Below are 17,147 nucleotides of genomic sequence, written 5' to 3'. Positions count from 1 at the left end.
GCGGACCGGCCGCGAGGAGCACTCTGGACGCAGGTGTTCCGGAGGTGCCCGTCACGATGCGCGCCACTGTGGGATGGCACGTCGAGATGGAGTTCCTGGAGGGCGATCAGCACACCCGGGCCGTCGCGATGGTGCGGCTGCCCAACGGCAGCGAGGTCCGGGCGCACGGCCGGGCGACGGCATCCAGCCACGCGTCGGGGAGGAGACCGCGGGCGCGCAGGCTCTGAACGAGCTCGCGATGCGGCTTCGACGGGCACGCTGAACAGTCCCGGGCGTTCCTCTGCCAGCCAGCCCCGCGCGGCCAGGCGCTTCGCCGTCGATCGCACCCCTTCCACGTTCGCCGGGACCGGCTACAGCCGCGAGTCGCCGACAGTCCAGCTTCTGAGTCGCCACAAGGATGACCGGTCCGCCAAAACCAGGAAACAACCATCTCGCAGAGGTATTGACGCGCAATATGCACTGCACCGTACAGTTCAGTATCTGGTGCTCCCCGCACCCGCGCAACCGTCCACGACTTGGCCGAGTGCCAGGCCGTCGACGGGCGCCCCCGCCTCCGAGGAAGGACGACGATGTCCGCCACCCGGTCCGGCCCGAGCCCGCTGCAGCCCGCCGAAGACACCGTCCCCACGAAGACACCCTGGCGCGACTACGTCGCGACCGTCCGCCGCTACCCACCGTCGGCCTGGAAGGCGGCCGCGGCCTGCACTCTGGCCATGGCCCTGAGCCCAGCCGCTCTTGTCACGACCACCACCTTCCTCGTCGAGCCCATTGCTCAGGACTTCGGCTGGTCGCAGTCCCAGACCTTGACGATCTTCAACGTCCCGACCATGCTCGCCCCACTCGTGCTGCCGCTAGCCGGGCGCTGGGTCGACCGCTGGGGCGCCCGGACCATAGCCGTACCGGGCACCGCCCTCTACGCCCTGGCCACCGCCGTCGTCGCCGTCGTCGGCGCGAGCGCCACGCAACTGCTCCTGGCCCTGCTGGCGTTCACCCTCCTCGGATACGTCGCCATTCTGGGCGTGGTCTACAAGGTCGTCTCCGAATGGTTCCCCGCCCACCGGGCTTCGGGCTACTCCCTGTTCATCGGCGCGGCCTCCAGCCTGGGCGGTGCCGTTCTCGCGCCCCTGTGCCAGCTCTCCGTCGACGGCCTCGGCTGGCGGACGACCTACCTCCTGCTGGCGGCGAGCATTCTGCTGATCGTCTTCCCGGCCCAGCTCTTCCTGCTCTCCGAACCGGCTCCGGCCCCGCGATCGGCCAACGACGGAGGCGGTACGGACCGGTCCCCCGTCCGGGAGGAACTGCCCGGCGTGTCCTTCGGGGCCGCGCTGCGCACACGGGCCTGGCTCGTCCTGGCCGCCGTACTGGTCCTGGCCGCCGGCGTGGCGATGAGCGTGCGACTCAACGCCGTGTCCCTCTTCGATGACCGAGGCTATTCGGCTACAGACGTGTCCCTGTCGGTCTCGGTTCTGCTGGTGGCGTCGATCGTCGGGCAGATCCTCGCCGGCGTGGTCCTGGACCGGTCGCGGAGCGCACGCGCCTTCGTTCCCTTCATGCTCTGCCTGGTGGCCGGCATCACCGTGGTCTTCGCCGCCCAGGGCGGGCAGTGGGCGCTGTTCCTCGCCATGGCACTCCTCGGCGCGGTGATCGGCGCCGAGTCCAGCGTCGGCCCCTATCTGGTGGGCCGCTACTTCGGGCTGCGGGACTTCGGGCAGATCCAGGGCATGACGCTCGGACTGGTCACCCTGGTGGGCGTCGGCCTGTTCCCGGTCCTCGCACAGCGCACGGCCGAGCAGACCGGCGGCTACGACGTGACCCTGTTCGCCCTGCTCGGCGTGAGCCTGCTCGCCCTCGTCCTGACCCTCGTACTGCCGCGATACCCCCACGACGACCGGACCGCGACAGCGACCGAGGACGGAAGCCATGCCGCTGCCCCGACGGCGGGGAAAGCGGAGCAACCCGTCGCCGACGCGTAGCAGTCCGCTGCTCTGCCCCGATCACAACCCGGAGCCCGTTCGGCCGGACGGCCGCCCCTCCCCCTCGCCCTGCCTACCAGGAGAAACCCGATGCGCCACAGACCTCCCCCGCCCTCGTCCCCAAGACCGCGCGACGCACACGACGGGGCACCGGTTCCGCTACGCGCACACCAGCAGGCGTCGCGGGTGGACCGAGCCTTTCTGGCGCCCAACGCGATCGGCCTCGCCGTCTCGGTCGTTCTCGGCGTGACAGCCGACGATCTGCTCGCCCAGCGGTTGCCCGGCACACAGGTGACCGTGGGCCTGCTGCTCTACCTCGCCCAAGCGCTGGTCCTGCTGGAAACAGCCCGACGCTTCGACCGTCGTAGCGCCCGTCTGCTGGACCCTTGGCAGTGGGCGGACGTGCCGGGCGCGGGAGAGGCACGATGACCGATGGGACTCTGCACGCGGCCGCGTCCGGCGGCATGACCCATGTCCTGGTCGGCTTCATGCTGTTCATGATGCTGACGCTCTTCCTGACGGTCTTCTCCAGCCTGGACGAGCACTCCGCGCGGGACTTCTACATCGGCGACCGAACGTTGCCTGCGTGGCGGAGCGGACTCGCGCTGGCCGGGAGCTTCACCTCGACGTCCCTGCTGCTCACCGTCACCGGTGTGGTGGCGACCGTGGGTTTCGACGGCATCACCATGGCGACCAGCATGTTCCTGTCGCTGGGCCTGCTTCTTCTCCTCGCGCGGCCCATCCGGCTCAGCGGCGCCCGCACCCTGGGCGATCTCTTCGCACTGCGGGCATCCGGCACCGCTCCCCGGATGGCCGCGACGGTGGCCACGCTCCTCGTGACCGGGCCGTTCCTGATCGTGCAGCTGATGGCCGCGGGAAGTGTGACCGCCTCTCTGCTCGGCTTCACGAGTGTCGGAATCCAGAAGGTCTGCACGGTACTGATCGGCTGTCTGGTCGTCACCTGCGGTGTACTCAGCGGCGCCAAAGGGCTCACGTCGGTGCAGGTACTGGCCACGACGGTGGTCGGCGCGGCGATGCTCGTGGTCTGCGTATGCACGATCCGGGCGTTCCACGGAGACATCGACGCCCTCATCGGCGCCGCCGCCCAGGGCAGCACCCGCCCGAGCCAGTACCTCGACTCCGGCGGCATGGTCGGCAACGGCAGCACGACACGCCTCGGCTTCGCCGGCGGCCAACTCTCGCTGATCCTGGGCGGCGCCTGCATGCCCCATGTCCTCAACCGGGTCTACGCGATGAAGGACACCGCCACCGCACGGCGCTCCATTCGATACGCGACCGGTGTGGTCGCCTTCCTGTGCGCCGCCGTGGTCCTGCTGGGTTTCGGGGCCGCGGCGCGGATCGGCGCTCGCGAGATCATCGGCGAGTGGGGGAACGGTGACGACGCGCTGATGCTCCTGGCTCGCAGCCTGGCAGAGGGCATGGAGAACGGACTCGGCAGCCTGCTTTTCACCGCGGTCGCCTGCGCCCTTTTCCTGTGCGTCCTGGCGGTCGTCGGCGGCACCACGCTCGCGGCCGCCGGCGCACTCGCCCGCGACGCCTACCAGCACGGCGCACGGCGCGAACAGCCGAGCCGCGCGAGCGAGTTGACCACAGCCCGGGTCGCCGTGGCGCTCTTCGGTGCCGTGGGCATCGTGCTCGCGGTGATCGCCCAGGGGCACTCCGCCGGCTTCCTGGCCCAACTCGCCACCACCGTGGCCGCGTCGACCGTGGCACCGGCCCTGCTCTACACCTTCTACTGGAGCCGGTACAACAAGACCGGGCTGCTGTGGACGGTCTACGGCGGAGCGTCCCTGTCGGTCGGCCTGTACCTGTTCTCCTCCGCCGTGTCGGGCAGCCGGACAGCACTCGTCCCGGCCGCCGACTTCGCGTGGTTCGGCCAGAGCAACCCCGCCGCGATCTCCGTGCCTGCCGCCTTCCTGTTGGGATGGGTGGGCAGCGTGGTGGGACGACGCCGTGCCGGACGAACCCCGGCCGTGGGAGAGGATCCGCTTGACACCGACATGCTGCTCCTGACCGGTCGCCTGCCCGCATCTGTCACCCTTCGCCGCCGGTGAGTGCGCGCCCGGACGGGAGGATCAGCGGGGTTCCTGGCCGGGATCGGCTGTGGGGAACACGAGGCGGAAAGTGCAGCCCTGCCCCGGTGCGGTGTCGAGTTCGAGCCGGCCTCCGTGGCCCTCGGCGATGACCGCGACGATGGCCAGGCCGAGTCCGCTGCCGCCGTGGTTGCGTGAGCGGGCGAGGTCGGCCCGGTAGAAGCGCTCGAAGACGTGCTCGGCGTCCACGGGGTCGAGGCCCGGTCCCTCGTCCGCCACCTCGATCACGCCGATCGGGAGGCCCTCCGGCAGGGGCGGGGAGGCCGAGGTGCGCCCGGGGCGGTCGGTGCCGCCGGTGCCGGGACCGGCCTCGGCGGTGCCGACCCGGACGTGGACGCGGGTGCCCGGTGGGGTGTGGATACGGGCGTTGGAGAGCAGGTTCTCCAGGATCTGGCGCAGGCGATGCGGGTCGCCGACGGTCTCCGCGAGGTCGAGTTCCTCGGCCCCGGTCGGATCGGCCGCGGTGTGGAGCGGGCCGAGGTCGACGGGGTGGGAGGCGCTGTGCAGGGCTGCCGCGCTGACCGCGTCGGCCGCGAGGGACAATAGGTCCACCGGCTCGCTCCGGTAGGAGGGCTCCTTGTCCAGCGTGGCGAGGAGCTGGAGGTCGTCCACGAGCAGACTCATGCGTTCCGCGTTCTGGGCGATGAACCGGTTGGCCTCGTCGCGTTCGTGGTCCGAGCGCCGCTCCGGACGCAGGGCGAGTTCGGCGTAGCCCTGAATGGCGGTGAGCGGGGTGCGTAGTTCGTGCCCGGCGTCGGCGACGAACCGGCGCAGCCGGGCCTCCGAGGTCTCCCGGGCCAGCAGTGCCTTCTGCAGACGGTCGAGCATGGAGTTGAGGACCCGGCCCAGGCGTCCGATCTCGGTGCGCGGATCGGTGTCCGGCAACCGCACATCGAGGCGGCCCGCGGTGATGTCCTGTGCGGTCCGTTCCATTCTGGTCAGGGGCAGCAGGCCCAGCCGGATCACCCAGCGGCCCAGGGCGAGCAGGGTGACGATCGTGACGGCGAGCAGCACGGCGTTCAGCCAGAGGATCTTCGAGGTGGCGCCGTCGACGGTGTCGAGCGGCAGGGTGACCACCGCGCTCATGCCGTCCGGGCCTGGGTTCAGCAGCACCCGCCAGCGGCCGTCGCCGCTGACGGCGGGCACGGTCTCGGGGTGCCCGTCCCGCAGCCCGAGGTCCTGCGCGTCATCGGACAGTTGAGGTCCTGGCTTGGTCTCGGAGCCCAGGGAGACGTTCAGACTGCGCCCGGAGGAGTCGTAGAAGTAGACATGGAAGTCCGAGGGCAGTACGTCCGGGCGTTCCCCCGGATCCGGGAGCCTGCCGTCGAGCGCGTCCTGGAAGGCGGGAGCCGGTGGATGGAACTCGACGAGCTGCTCGTCGACACGGTCCAGGAGCCAGGTGCGAAGCACCACGAAGCCGATGGCCTGGGAGGCCAGGACGGCCGCGGTGGCGAGCAGGGTGACGCCGAGGACGAGGCGCCGGCGCAGCGACTTGGGCGGCGGGGGCAGGAGCCGGGTCACTGGTCGGGGTTTCCTCCGTGGTCGCGGGGCAGGCGCAGACAGTAGCCGACGCCGCGCACGGTATGGATCAACGGAGGGTCGAAACAGTCGATCTTCTTGCGCAGGTACCTGATGTACGTCTCGATGATCCGGGCGTCACCGGCGAAGTCGTAGCTCCAGACATGATCGAGGATCTGGACCTTGGTCACCACCTGGCCGGCGTTGGCCAGCAGATAGGCCAGGAGCTTGAACTCCGTCGGTGACAGCGGGATGTACTGCTCCGCGCGGTGCACCTCGTGGGCGCCCTCGTCGAGTTCCAGGTCGGCGAAGCGCAGCACGCTCTGCGCCACCAGTACCTCGGCGGCGGGCGCCGTGCGACGCAGGATGGCCTCGATACGCAGCAGCACCTCGTCGATGCTGAACGGCTTGGCGACGTAGTCGTCCCCGCCGGCGCTCAGGCCGCTGAGGCGGTCGTCGAGGCCGGTGCGGGCGGTCAGGAACAGGATGGGACAGTCGTTTCCCGCCGCCCGCAGCCTGCGGGTCACCTCGAATCCGTCCAGATCGGGCAGCATCACGTCGAGCAGCACCAGATGCGGCGCCATGCGTTCGACCTCCAGGAGGGCCGACCGCCCCGTCTCGGCGCTGCTCACCTCGTATCCGGTCAGACGAAGCGTCGCCTCCAGCAGGGTGCGGATGCTGGGCTCGTCCTCAACCACGAGGAGCCGGTGTCGCGGCCTCGCCACTGCGGGCTGCTCGGTCATGACTTCTGCTGGTCCGTTCTGCCGTCCGACGGCCGTCGCTCTGACGTCGGTTACTTGGCGGCGCAGTCGTAGAGCACGTTACTTCCCCCGAATCCCATCGCACCGCCGGCGTCTTCCTGCGACGACGTGCCGGAGGTGCCGCCGTACGCCGACGCCGGAACCTTCGTACAGTTGTCGGCGATCCAGTCGGAGCGCTGCTCGGTGTATCCGCCGGACAGGGCCCGAAGTCCGCCGCCGTTCGTGTCGGATCCCAGGATGTATCGCAGTTCGCCGTTCTTGGTCCACTCTTCCAGCTGAGCCACCGACGGCGCGTTGTCGCTGTTCGTGAAGCCGCCCATGCCGATGACGGTCTCGTCCGTGCCCAGGATGAAGACGCTGGCCGCGGTGGCCCCGCCCTCGACGGCGAGCTTGATCCGGGCGTCGGGTGCGTGCTCGACGGCGTACTGAAGGATCTTGCGCTGTTCGGTGGTGAGTTCCGCGTTTCCGCCGAAGCCGCCACGCCCGCTCGGGGCCGTTCCCGAGTCCGCACTCGGGGACAAGGGTGTGTCGCTGTCGTCGGAGCCCGAGCCTCCAGGAGCGCCGGGCATGCCGGTCGCTCCACCCGTGGGCATGTCTGAGGGCATCCCACCGCCCGTAGGCATCCCGGACGGCATTCCGGAGGGCATGCCCGAAGGAAGGTCACCACTGTTCGAACCCTGCTGAGGCATTCCGCCACCTCCACCGAATCCGAACGTCAGGGGACCGGCCGTCGGGTTGGTGCCCCCCATGTTGGTCGTGGCGGGCACAGTCACGGCCCAGGCTCCCGGGGCCAGCAGGACCGATACGACGGCGGCGCCCGCGGCTGCCGTGAGCAGTCGGCCACGGCGACGGGAGAGCAGCAGCAGGACGACCGCGGCGCAACCTGCCAGCAGCACCGGCCACATCAGCCAGCCGTTCCAGTCGGGCTCACGGCGGATGAGCACCACGGCCCAGACCACGCTCACCGCGACCGCAGCCACGCCGACCAGGGGCGCCCAGCGCAGGCCCGCGCGGTGAGCACGGATGAGGGCGGCCAACAGTCCGCCGCACAAGGCGGCGATCGCCGGGGCGAGTTGCGTGGTGTAGTAGGGGTGGAAGATGCCTTTCTGGGTCGAGAACACAGCGGCGCAGACCACCAGCCAGGTCCCCCACAGCAGCCAGCCGGAGGCCGGCAGCACGGCGGAGTCGGGCAGCCTGCCGCGGCGGAGGACGACGCCGACGACAGCGACGGCCAGAGCCAGCGCGCAGACCGGCAGGAGCCAGCTGATCTGACCGCCCACCTGAGCGTTGAACAACCGGCCGAGGCCGGACTGGCCGCCGAATCCGCCCGCGAGTCCGCCCATCGTCTGAGACGTGCCGTCGCTGGAGCCGAAGACCCGGCCCAGCCCGTTGTAGCCGATCACGAGATCCCAGGCCGAGCCGTCCTCGCTGCCGCCGATGTACGGACGGTCACCCGGCCACAGGGCCACCATCGCGACCCACCAGAAGGAGGACGCCGCCAGGATGGCTCCCGCGCCCAGCAGACGCCGCACTCGCGGTATCCAGGGGCCGCTTCCTCCCACGAGCCAGGCGACGGCGAACGCGGGGATGACCATCCAGGCGGCGAGCATTTTGGTGAGGAACCCGCACCCGATCAGGAAGCCGCTCGCGCACAGCCACCAGGTAGCGGTCCGTCCCTCGGCCTGGAGCGCCCGGGTGAGCGCGTACGCCGCCGACACCAGCAGCAGGACCAGGAGTGTGTCCGGGTTGTTGTCCCGGTTGATGGCCACGGTGATGGGCGTCAGGGTGAGCACCAGCGCGGCAAGCAGAGCCGCCCCCTCCCCCGCCCAGCGGCGCACGGTGCGGTGCAGCACCAGCACCCCGGCGACGCCTTCGAGCACCTGCGGCAGGATCAGCGCCCAGCCGTGCATCCCGAAGATCTTGCTGCTGATCGCCTGGGGCCACAACGCGGCCGGTGGTTTGTCCACCGTGATCACGCCCGCTGGATCGAAGGAGCCGAAGAGGAAGTTGGTCCAGCTCTGCCCCATCGACTTCACGGCCGCCGAGTAGTAGCTGTTGCCCCACCCCAGGGAGCCCAGGGCCCATCCGTACAGGACGGCCGCGAGCACGAGGACGGCTCCGAGGGCCGCGGGTGCCGCCCAGGCGGGCAGCGAGCGGACGGACGTACCCGCAGGCCTCCCGTCGTCAGCCGATGCCGCAGGTACGGGCATGATGTGCGCGGAATTACTCATGTCGGGTTTCGCTCTCATCAACGGGTACGACGACGGGGGCTTGCGAAGACGGCCAGCCGCAGCACGGCGAAGCGCACGCCGGTGACGACGACGGAAGCCGTGGCGAGGACCAGGGTCTCTGCGGCCGGTGAGGCTCCGGGATCGAGCCACTTGAACCACAGCACCGCCCCCGAGGTGACCAGATAGCCGAGGACGAACAGGACCCCGGCGCCGAGGTGCGCACGTGCGGGCGGGGCGGTGGAGTGCCGGAACGTGAGACGTCGGTTCGCCTCGGTGTTGAGGACGGTGAGGACGAACAGCGAGACCAGGTTGGCCATGGCGGGTGTCCACCAGCCGCGCAGCAGCCAGTAGAGCAGGGCCTGTCCGATGGTGGAGACGATGCCGATCGCAACGAAACAGCCGACCTCCCACGACAGCGCGCCGCGTCGCGTGGCGGGCGCGAGGACGGCGTCCGGGTGCTCGGCGGCCGGTTCGGGGCGGGCCGGTACCTCGACCCGGGCGTCGCCGGAGGCCTTGAGGCGCGCCATGCGCCACAGGCCCCGGAGGTCGTCCGTGGCGGTGCTCACCACGTCCACCCGGGTGTCGACGTCCTCGACCCAGTCGACCGGCACCTCGTGGACGCGCAGTCCGTTGTGCTCGGCGAGCAGCAGCAGCTCGGTGTCGAAGAACCACGCGTCGTCGCGGGTCACCTTCAGCAGCGGCCGGAGCACCTCCGTGCGGGCCGCCTTGAATCCGCACTGGGCGTCGGTGAAACGGACTCCGTGTGTGAGCCGGATGATGCCGTTGTAGCAGCGGGAGACGAACTCGCGGCGCGGGCCGCGCACCGTGCGCGCGCCGGGGGCCAGCCGGGAGCCGATCGCGATGTCCGAGTGGCCGCTGGCCAGCGGGGCGACGAGTGGGAGCAGCCCGTCCAGTCCGGTGGACAAGTCCACGTCCATGTACGCCACGATGTCCGCGTCGCTGGCACCCCAGACGGTGCGCAGGGCGAGCCCGCGGCCTTTGCGGTCCAGATGGACGACGCCGACGCCGGGCAGCTCGTCGGCGAGGCGGCGGGCGGTGGCGAGGGTCTGGTCGGTGCTGGCGTTGTCGGCGACGGTGATCCGCCAGGGGAAGGGGAAGCCCGCGCTCAGGCGGGCGTGGAGCGTGCGCAGGCAGCCGGGCAGGGCCCGTTCCTCGTTGTAGACCGGCACGACGATGTCCACCGTCGCGTTACCGGCGTGCGGGAGCACAGAGCGCTCGGCGGGCTGGAACTCGGCCGGACGCTCCGTACGGACGGCGGATGCGGTGAGGTGGGGGGTGGGAGTCATGGCTTCCTCAGGCATGAGGGGACGGCAGACTGCGGCTCACAGGCCCTGGTCCAGGGCCGCGGCCTCACTGTTGCCGCCTCGCCTGTGGGGGTGGGGGGAGAATGCAGGGAACTGACGGAGAGTCAGATCAATGGCCGGAATCGTTCCCACAGCTCACTGTGGGAACGACCGCACCACAGCGTTCCGGAGTTCACCGACACCTTTGATCGAGGCGACCACTTTCATTCCCGGTTGGAGGCACATGCCGGGTTCGCGGCCGGTGCGCGAGGCGGCCGGCGTTCCGGTCGTGATCAGGTCTCCGGGCAGCAGAGTGACGACGGTGCTGAGGTGGGCGATGACCGTGGCGACGTCGAATATCAGCTCCGAGGTGTTCGCCTTCTGCCTGACACGCCCGTCGACGAGGCCGTTCAACGTCAGGCCACGACCACCCATCGGCGCGTCCTCGATGGTGACCAGGGCGGGCCCCACGGCGGTGGCGACGGCTGGAGACGGCCCGGAGTCGAGGACACCGCCCGGGCGACTTCGTACGGTGACGTCGTTGACCACGGTGTAGCCGGCGACATGGCTCAGGGCGGTTTCAGCCGTGACCCCACGGGCCCGGCGCCCGATCACCAGGCCCAGCGCCACCCCCCAGTCCACGTCCTGTTCCTCGGACGCCAGACAGATGTCGTCGTGGGCACCGACGACACGACGGCCGTCCCGCACGCTGAACTCCGGAACGGCCGGGAGGGGCCGCCCCGTCTCCCGGGCACGGGCCGCGTAGCCGGGATCGACGCTGACGACCTTGCCCGGCCGGACGATCAGTGGCGCGTACGAGACATCGTCCAGTCTGTGACGCTCTCCGGTCTCGGCGGCGGCCCGTTCCCGCCAGCCGTCGCCGGACGCGATCAGCGCTCCGACGTCCCGGTAGGGCAGCACCACGCAGTGCTTCTTCTGCAGACGCGCGGCGGCCGTGCGGTCTCGTCCCAGTCGTACGGTGCTGAGCTTCACCGGTGGAACTCCTTCGGTAGGGAGAACGGACAAGGGTCTGCGTCAGGTACTGGAGGCCGGAATGGGCAGCGGTGGGTCCGCCCATTCCTCTGGGTGTCGGGGGGACTCGGTGGCGAGCCGGTGCGGCAGGAGCAGGCGGAAGGTGCAGCCCTCGCCCGGCCGGGTGTCGAGCTCCAGACGCCCGCCGTTGGCCTCCGCGGCGCTGGCGGCGATCGCCAGTCCCAGGCCGGAGCCCGCCACGGCCCGCGCGGCGGAGTCGGCGCGGTAGAAGCGCTCGAAGACCCGCCGCGCGTCCGGCGCGGCGAGGCCGACCCCGTCGTCGGCCACCTCGACGGCACAGACCCGAGTGCCTGGGGCCAGCGGTGGGTTGACGCTTGTACGGCCCGGCACATCCGTGCCCTGACCGTGCGGGCGGACGCGGAAGGTGCCGACGCGCACCTGGATCCGTGTCCCCGTCGGGGTGTGGAGGCAGGCGTTGGTCAGAAGGTTCGACAGGATCTGCGCCAGCTGATGAGGATCGCCGACGGCATCCACTACGTCCAGCGCGGCCTCGTCACCGGAGTCGTCCCGGCGGTCCACGAGGGCATCGAGGCCGATACCGCGATCGGGATGGCGTACGGCGACGGCGGCGATACTGTCGGCGGCCAGCGAGAGCAGGTCGACGGACTGCCATCGCGCCGCGGGCACGTCTCCCAGCCTGGCCAACTGGGACAGGTTGTCGACGAGACGGCTCATGCGCTCGGCGTTCCGCACGATCAACTGCTGCGCCTCCTGGCGTCGCTCCGGACTCATCCCCGGATCCTGTTCGAGGAGTTCGGCGAAGCCCTGCAGCGAGGTGAGCGGCGTGCGCAGTTCATGGCCGGCGTCCGCCAGGAAGTGCCGCAGCCGCTGCTCGGACGCCTCGGCCCGGTGCAGGGCGGCCCGCAACCGGTCGAGCATGGTGTTCAACGCGCGGCTGAGGTGACCGACCTCGGTGACCACGTGCCGGTCCGGAACACTCAGCTGCAGTTCACCATCGGAGATGCGTCGGGCTGTGCGCTCGACACGAGCCAGCGGCCGCAGCCCCAGTCGCACGACGAGACTGCCGAAGACGATGACGCCGGCCGCGACGGCCGCTCCCACAACGAGGCTGAACCACAACATCTTGGAAGTCGCGTCGTCCACCTCTTCCAGAGGCAGCGCCACCACGACCCTGGTGCCGTCGGTGCCGGTTCGGGCGATCACCCGCCAGGTGCTGCCGCCGTCGGTCGCGGCGACCGTGGTGGGCCGGCCGTTCTTCAGGCCGAGGGCCGACTCCGCTCGCGGCAGCCGTGGCCCGGCGCTGCCCCCGCCACCGTTCAGCGACGTGGCCAACCTGTGACCGCCGCTGTCGTAGAAGTACACCCGGTAGTCCGAGGGGAGCGCGGCCTTCCCGGCGGGCTCCCGTGCTGCCGTCCGGCCGTCGACCGCGTCCTGGTAGAGCTGGGGCACTGGTTGGAAACGGGTGAGCCTGCCGTCGACCTGGTCGGTCAGCCACGTGTGGAGCAGGGCGAGCCCTGCGGCCTGGCAGAGCAGCACCGCCGAGGTGGCCAGCAGCGTGGCCCCGAGAACGAGCCGGGCCCGGAGCGAACGCGGCTTCAGTCGCCGCAGCCAGGGCCTCACAGCGCCGCTGCTCCCCGGCCGTGGTGTTCGGCCCGCAGACAGTATCCGACGCCACGGATCGTCTGGATGAGCTGAGGCTCGAACCGGTCTATCTTGCGCCGCAGATTGCGTACGTAGGTGTCGACGATGCGGGCGTCGCCCGCGAAGTCGTAGTGCCAGACCTGGGACAGGATCTCCTTCTTGCCCACCACGCGTTCGGGCTGAGTCAGCAGGCAGACCAGCAGCCGGAACTCGGTGGGTGACAGCTGGATGGGCAGGCCGGCCCGCCGCACCTCGTGGGTCTGCTCGTCCAGTTCCAGATCCGCGTACCGCAGCGGCACCCGCTTGGCCCCGCCACCCGGCGGCATGTCGCTGCGGCGCAGGATGGCGCGGATACGCAGCAGCACCTCCTGTACGTGGAACGGCTTCGTGACGTAGTCGTCGCCACCGGAGCTGAGGCCGATGATGCGGTCCTCGACGTCGGTACGGGCCGTCAGGAACAACACGGGTGTGTAGACGCCCTCCGCCCGCAGGTTGCGGGTCACCGCGAAGCCGTCGGTGTCGGGGAGACCGACGTCAAGCACGATCAGATCAGGCTGGCCGCGGCCCGCTTCGAACATGGCCTTCTGGCCGGTGTCGGCGGTGCTCACCGCGTATCCGGCGGCATGAAGGGCTGAGGTGAGCAGGGTGCGGATGCTGGGGTCGTCCTCGACGACGAGCACGGTGTGCCTGGGCAGCGCGGGCCCTGACGGCGCGACGGGCATGGAAGTTCCTTCGCTGGTACGGGGTTCGAGGTGTACCGAGGGCCCGGACGGCGTCCCACGGGGAACGCCGTCCGGGCCCCGGAGATCAGCCGGTCACCTCCTTGTCCTTCGCCAGCGCCTCGGTGCGCTCGGTGACCGTCTTGCGCAGCTTCTCGACAGCGGAGTTCAGTTCCTTGCCGTCGGCGCCGGCCTGCCTGGCCTGTTCGGCGATGCCGTCCAGCGCCTTCAGGGCGGTGCCGGAGCCGTAGAACTTCTCGTACAGCTCCTTGTACGCCTTCTTGTAGACGGAATCGAAGGCGTCCGAGTCCAGGAAGCGATCCTTCAGAGGGTGGCTCATCATGCCGCCGAACCCACCGGCTTGGCCTTGATCGCCCTGGCCGTTCTGGTCTCCGCCTGCCGCGCCGCCCGGCATGCCCGACGGCATTCCTTCTGGCATCCCTGAAGGCATGCCCGATGGCATTCCCTCGGGCATCCCTGACGGCACTCCCTCCGGCAGGTTCTCGGGCATCCCTGACGGCGCCCCGGAGGGCGCGTTCTGCTCGCTCTGGCCGCCTGTGCCCTGGCCGCCTTGCTCGCCCTGCCCATCGGCGGTGCCTTCGCCACCACCGAAGGCACCGCCGATGCTTATCTCATCGTCGGGCCCCGACGTCGCGTCGCCGGTGAAGGTGAGGTTGTAGTCCCAGCCCAGAACCGAGAACTTCTTGGTGTCCAGGTCGTAATAGAGCAGGTAGTTCTTGCCGGGGCCAGCCATGTCGTCGAAGTTCAGCAGCAGGTTCTGCGCGGCGAGGTACGTGGCCAGGGACTCTACGTCCACGTACTGGTCGAGTTCCTCCTCGAACTCCTTGTCCGATGCCTGGTCGGCCCACTTGATGAGCTTCATGACCGGCTCCAGGTCCCGGCTGCCGACCTTGTTGAGCTGCTCGAAGGAGGTTTCATAGTCGGTCGGGTCGTCTCCGCGGTACTCGAAACTGCCGCCGGCCCGGGCCTTGTAGAGCACCCCGTTGCCATCCCCGATGGACTCGGCGTACTCGGTGTCGGGGCTCTCCACCATCAGGCGGGTGGTGACCGGGCGGTTGTTTACCTTCATCGAGGTGAAGGCGTACCGCTCGTTCTTCTGGCCCGTGGTGTCCGTCAGGCTCAGCGAGAGCGCCTCGTTCACCGGCACCTGGCCGCCGCTGCCGGGCCGCAGCGAGATCTCTCGTTCGCCCTGGTAGGCGCGGCCTTCGACATACTCGTCGATCTTGATGAGCCAGGGCAGTTCCTCCGGCTTCTTCTCGGAGAGGTTGTACTGGGTGATCCCACCCATGCCCCCGGCCATACCGCCGGCTCCTCCACCGTTGCCCTGCCCCCCGGCCCCGTCGCTCTGCGACGGGGCCGGGTCGCCCTGCGCGGCGCCTTCGGGCATGTCCCGGCCGCCACCGGGCATGGTCCCGCTGCTGCCGCGCAGGGACATCAGAGTGGAGTTCCCTTTCAGACGGATCCCGACGTCCTCGAGATACACGCCGTCGATGGTGAGGTCGGCCTCGATGTACTCCTTGGTGCCGTCCTCCCGGAACTCCTTCATCATCTTGTCGAACTCGGTCTGGTCGTACTCCAGTTGGACGGAGTGGGACACGGACGTGTCGTACAGGCCGACCGTGCCCCGCACGTCATCCGTGATCGTGTCGGCCTCCACGCTGGAGGACGAGGTGACGTACGGCGATATGCGGGCGTCACCGAAGAAGAAGACCATCAGGGCCAGACCCGCGCACAGGGCCGCGGCCGGCTTCCAGTGATGCCGCAACCGTACGGGGACACGGTCCCGCAGCCGCCGCGGCCTGCGTGCCGTCGCCTCGCCGCTCATCACAGGTCGGTCGTGTCGTAACCGGTCAGGACGGTCACCCGCTGACCGGAGGTGCGTTCCTGCAGCGAGGTCACCAGGTCGCCGGGTTCGGTGCCCTTCTTCATGCGCACCGCGTAGAACACCTCGGTCAGCGCGCCGCCCCGGATCGTCTCCGTGCTCACCAGCTCGAACTCGCTGGTGTAGCGGATGAGGACGTCCCGAATGCCGGACGAGTAGTCCTCGCCGGCCGGAACCTGGACCTTGACGACCTGACGCTGGACGTTGAGCGCGAACCAGTTGAACTTGAACATCACGACGATGACGACGCAGATCACCACGGCGCCGACTGCGGCCAGCGTGTAGAAACGGGCACCGCAGGCCATGCCGATCGCCATCGCCAGGAAGATGAAGCCGACATCCCTGGTCTCCTTGACGGCGTTGCGGAACCGGACCACGGACAGTGCTCCGACCAGTGAGAACGCCCGGGCCAGGTTGGACCCGACGACCAGCATGATCAGCGCGACGATCATGCCGACGATGACGAGGGTCTGGACGTAGGACTGGCTGTAGGAGACGTTGCGGTGCGTGTACCTGTACACGTAACCGATCACCGTGCTCAGGATGAACGACAGCGCCATGGCCACGACCACGTCGGTGACGCTGAACGTACCGCTGAGTTCCTGCAGATCGAAGTTCACTGTGCTCCTGCTTTCAAGGGCGCCTCGGGCGCCGACCGCTGCTGGGGCAGCGACTGCTCGGTGGGGGTGGGCGGCGGGTAGTCCGCCTCGTTGACATGGAAGACGGATCGGGGTGCCAGGCCGAACGCCTCGACGGACTGCACGTACTTGGAGATCCGGACGAGGCTGAGGTTCCGGCGTGCGGCGAGGTCCGTGATCCAGTGCGGGGTGCGCTCGTTGACCTTGATCTCCATCACCGACATGTGGGGTGGGATGGTGAACCGGTTCTCGGGTGTGGCGATACCGAAGTGGAAGTCCCGGTCCCGGCCGCGGATACGCCGGTCGAAGGTCACCCGCAGTCCGGTGTCCGCGTCGCGGCCGACCAGGGCCTCGCGCTGGTAGCCGGTGATCGCGGTGGGCTGGAGGTTGAGCCGTACGACCAGTTCGAGCACCTCGTGGATGAAGGCACGTTCCTGGGGCGAGTGCTCCACCAGGTCACGGCCGTCGCACAGCCGGCGGGCGGTGCCGTAAGGGAGAGTGATGCGGCGCTTCTGTGTGACGCGGTTGACGCGCTGCTTGATCTCGACGCAGACCGGGGACTCGTCCGTGACGCCGTCCAGGTCCCCGTAGTGGCGGATGCGCAGCTTGCGCCGGAACTTCAGACCCTCGATCTTCTCCCAGTAGAACCGCAGCTGCGGGGTGTCGTAGTACAGGCTCCAGACGCCGTAGCCTCCGACCGGGCTGTTCAGATCGCGGTCCATCCGTTCGGCCAGCTCGTCCCGGATCTCGGCCGCCTCCTCGACCGGCACGAGGTACTTCAGCTCGAACCGGTTGAACGCGTGCAGCCTGCTGGCCACGTGCAACGGCTGCTCCCCCGCCGGGTCCTGGTCCTCCTCCTCACTCGGGGACTTCCGCCATGTCGTCACCGGTAGTGCCACCATGCGCCTCCTTCGTCGTACGGCCCGGTCGGGCGACGCAGCACACGAAACCGGTGGTACGTGAGAAGCCGCTGAGAATTGCGGGGTAATTCCAGGAGTATTTGAAGTGACCAAAAGGTGAACTGCGCGCGTTGACGCCGAGGCGCCAGAACGGGCAAATTGACACATCTGCTTTGCGCGTGCTCGTGGGCCTACCGCCTGCGGCCTCGCTGCGACGAGCATCGCCCCCGGAATCCGGATCGTCGTTCTCCGAGCCAATTGCAGCGCGTCGTGTCAGTGACGCAGAGGCACCCGGGCGGCGTCCACACCAGCGGACTTACGCACGTTGGTGAGCGCCTCCTGGATGATCGGCACGCCGCCACGTCCGCCGCGCATGGCACGCAGCTTCGCCCAACGCCGCTCCTGGCCTGGTCAACGCGGTACGCGACTCCG

Annotated in this window: 13 protein-coding genes and 1 pseudogene; 4 read left to right on the top strand and 10 right to left on the bottom strand. The window is 69.5% G+C overall.

What is annotated here, in order from left to right:
• Nucleotides 1-56 precede the first annotated feature (56 nt).
• From AOQ37_RS07800 to AOQ37_RS07785, 4 genes and pseudogenes are all read left to right on the top strand, one after another.
• Nucleotides 57-262: pseudogene (locus AOQ37_RS07800) on the top strand (dsRBD fold-containing protein).
• 307 nt (nt 263-569) lie between these two features.
• Complete coding sequence (locus AOQ37_RS07795) at nt 570-1,973, top strand: MFS transporter (protein WP_062642615.1); 1,404 nt, start codon at nt 570-572, stop codon at nt 1,971-1,973.
• 186 nt (nt 1,974-2,159) lie between these two features.
• On the top strand, nt 2,160-2,402 hold the full coding sequence (locus AOQ37_RS07790) for a hypothetical protein (protein WP_062642613.1): 243 nt from the start codon (nt 2,160-2,162) through the stop codon (nt 2,400-2,402).
• Nucleotides 2,399-4,048 carry a sodium:solute symporter family transporter gene (locus AOQ37_RS07785; RefSeq protein WP_062642611.1) on the top strand — a complete coding sequence of 550 codons (1,650 nt, stop codon included), beginning with the start codon at nt 2,399-2,401 and terminating at the stop codon, nt 4,046-4,048. The genes AOQ37_RS07790 and AOQ37_RS07785 overlap by 4 nt, the downstream gene beginning before the upstream one ends.
• A gap of 21 nt (nt 4,049-4,069) precedes the next feature.
• Here the strand turns inward: AOQ37_RS07785 and AOQ37_RS07780 are convergent, their stop codons facing one another.
• The 10 genes from AOQ37_RS07780 to AOQ37_RS07735 all read right to left on the bottom strand — a co-directional run bounded on the left by AOQ37_RS07780 (nt 4,070) and on the right by AOQ37_RS07735 (nt 16,634).
• The gene (locus tag AOQ37_RS07780) at nt 4,070-5,608 is read right to left on the bottom strand and encodes a HAMP domain-containing sensor histidine kinase (RefSeq protein WP_062642609.1); all 1,539 of its coding nucleotides are present in this window, start codon (nt 5,606-5,608) and stop codon (nt 4,070-4,072) included.
• Entirely contained in the window at nt 5,605-6,348 is a 744-nt protein-coding gene (locus AOQ37_RS07775) for a response regulator transcription factor (protein WP_062642607.1), read from the bottom strand. The genes AOQ37_RS07780 and AOQ37_RS07775 overlap by 4 nt, the downstream gene beginning before the upstream one ends.
• Nucleotides 6,349-6,398: 50 nt before the next feature.
• Nucleotides 6,399-8,597: a glycosyltransferase family 39 protein gene (locus tag AOQ37_RS07770; RefSeq protein ID WP_078890071.1), complete on the bottom strand. Its 2,199-nt coding sequence runs from the start codon at nt 8,595-8,597 to the stop codon at nt 6,399-6,401.
• A gap of 17 nt (nt 8,598-8,614) precedes the next feature.
• Entirely contained in the window at nt 8,615-9,904 is a 1,290-nt protein-coding gene (locus AOQ37_RS07765; RefSeq protein ID WP_062642603.1) for a bifunctional glycosyltransferase family 2/GtrA family protein, read from the bottom strand.
• 153 nt (nt 9,905-10,057) lie between these two features.
• On the bottom strand, nt 10,058-10,894 hold the full coding sequence (locus tag AOQ37_RS07760; protein ID WP_062642601.1) for a fumarylacetoacetate hydrolase family protein: 837 nt from the start codon (nt 10,892-10,894) through the stop codon (nt 10,058-10,060).
• 42 nt (nt 10,895-10,936) lie between these two features.
• On the bottom strand, nt 10,937-12,535 hold the full coding sequence (locus tag AOQ37_RS07755) for a sensor histidine kinase (RefSeq protein WP_199824958.1): 1,599 nt from the start codon (nt 12,533-12,535) through the stop codon (nt 10,937-10,939).
• The gene (locus AOQ37_RS07750; RefSeq protein ID WP_062642599.1) at nt 12,532-13,278 is read right to left on the bottom strand and encodes a response regulator transcription factor; all 747 of its coding nucleotides are present in this window, start codon (nt 13,276-13,278) and stop codon (nt 12,532-12,534) included. The genes AOQ37_RS07755 and AOQ37_RS07750 overlap by 4 nt, the downstream gene beginning before the upstream one ends.
• An 85-nt stretch (nt 13,279-13,363) precedes the next feature.
• Nucleotides 13,364-15,121: a CotH kinase family protein gene (locus tag AOQ37_RS07745; protein ID WP_062642597.1), complete on the bottom strand. Its 1,758-nt coding sequence runs from the start codon at nt 15,119-15,121 to the stop codon at nt 13,364-13,366.
• Nucleotides 15,121-15,798 (bottom strand): DUF4956 domain-containing protein, encoded by a 678-nt coding sequence (locus AOQ37_RS07740; RefSeq protein WP_062642596.1) that lies wholly within the window; start codon nt 15,796-15,798, stop codon nt 15,121-15,123. Before AOQ37_RS07740 ends, AOQ37_RS07745 begins: the two co-directional genes overlap by 1 nt.
• Nucleotides 15,795-16,634 carry a polyphosphate polymerase domain-containing protein gene (locus AOQ37_RS07735; RefSeq protein WP_234436854.1) on the bottom strand — a complete coding sequence of 280 codons (840 nt, stop codon included), beginning with the start codon at nt 16,632-16,634 and terminating at the stop codon, nt 15,795-15,797. Before AOQ37_RS07735 ends, AOQ37_RS07740 begins: the two co-directional genes overlap by 4 nt.
• Between the last annotated feature and the right edge of the window lie 513 nt (nt 16,635-17,147).

It is taken from the genome of Streptomyces maremycinicus, from assembly GCF_001184025.1.
GTDB lineage: Bacteria > Actinomycetota > Actinomycetes > Streptomycetales > Streptomycetaceae > Streptomyces > Streptomyces maremycinicus.
The sequence above is the reverse complement of the archived record's forward strand: the minus strand, read 5'-3'. Positions and strand labels throughout refer to the sequence as shown.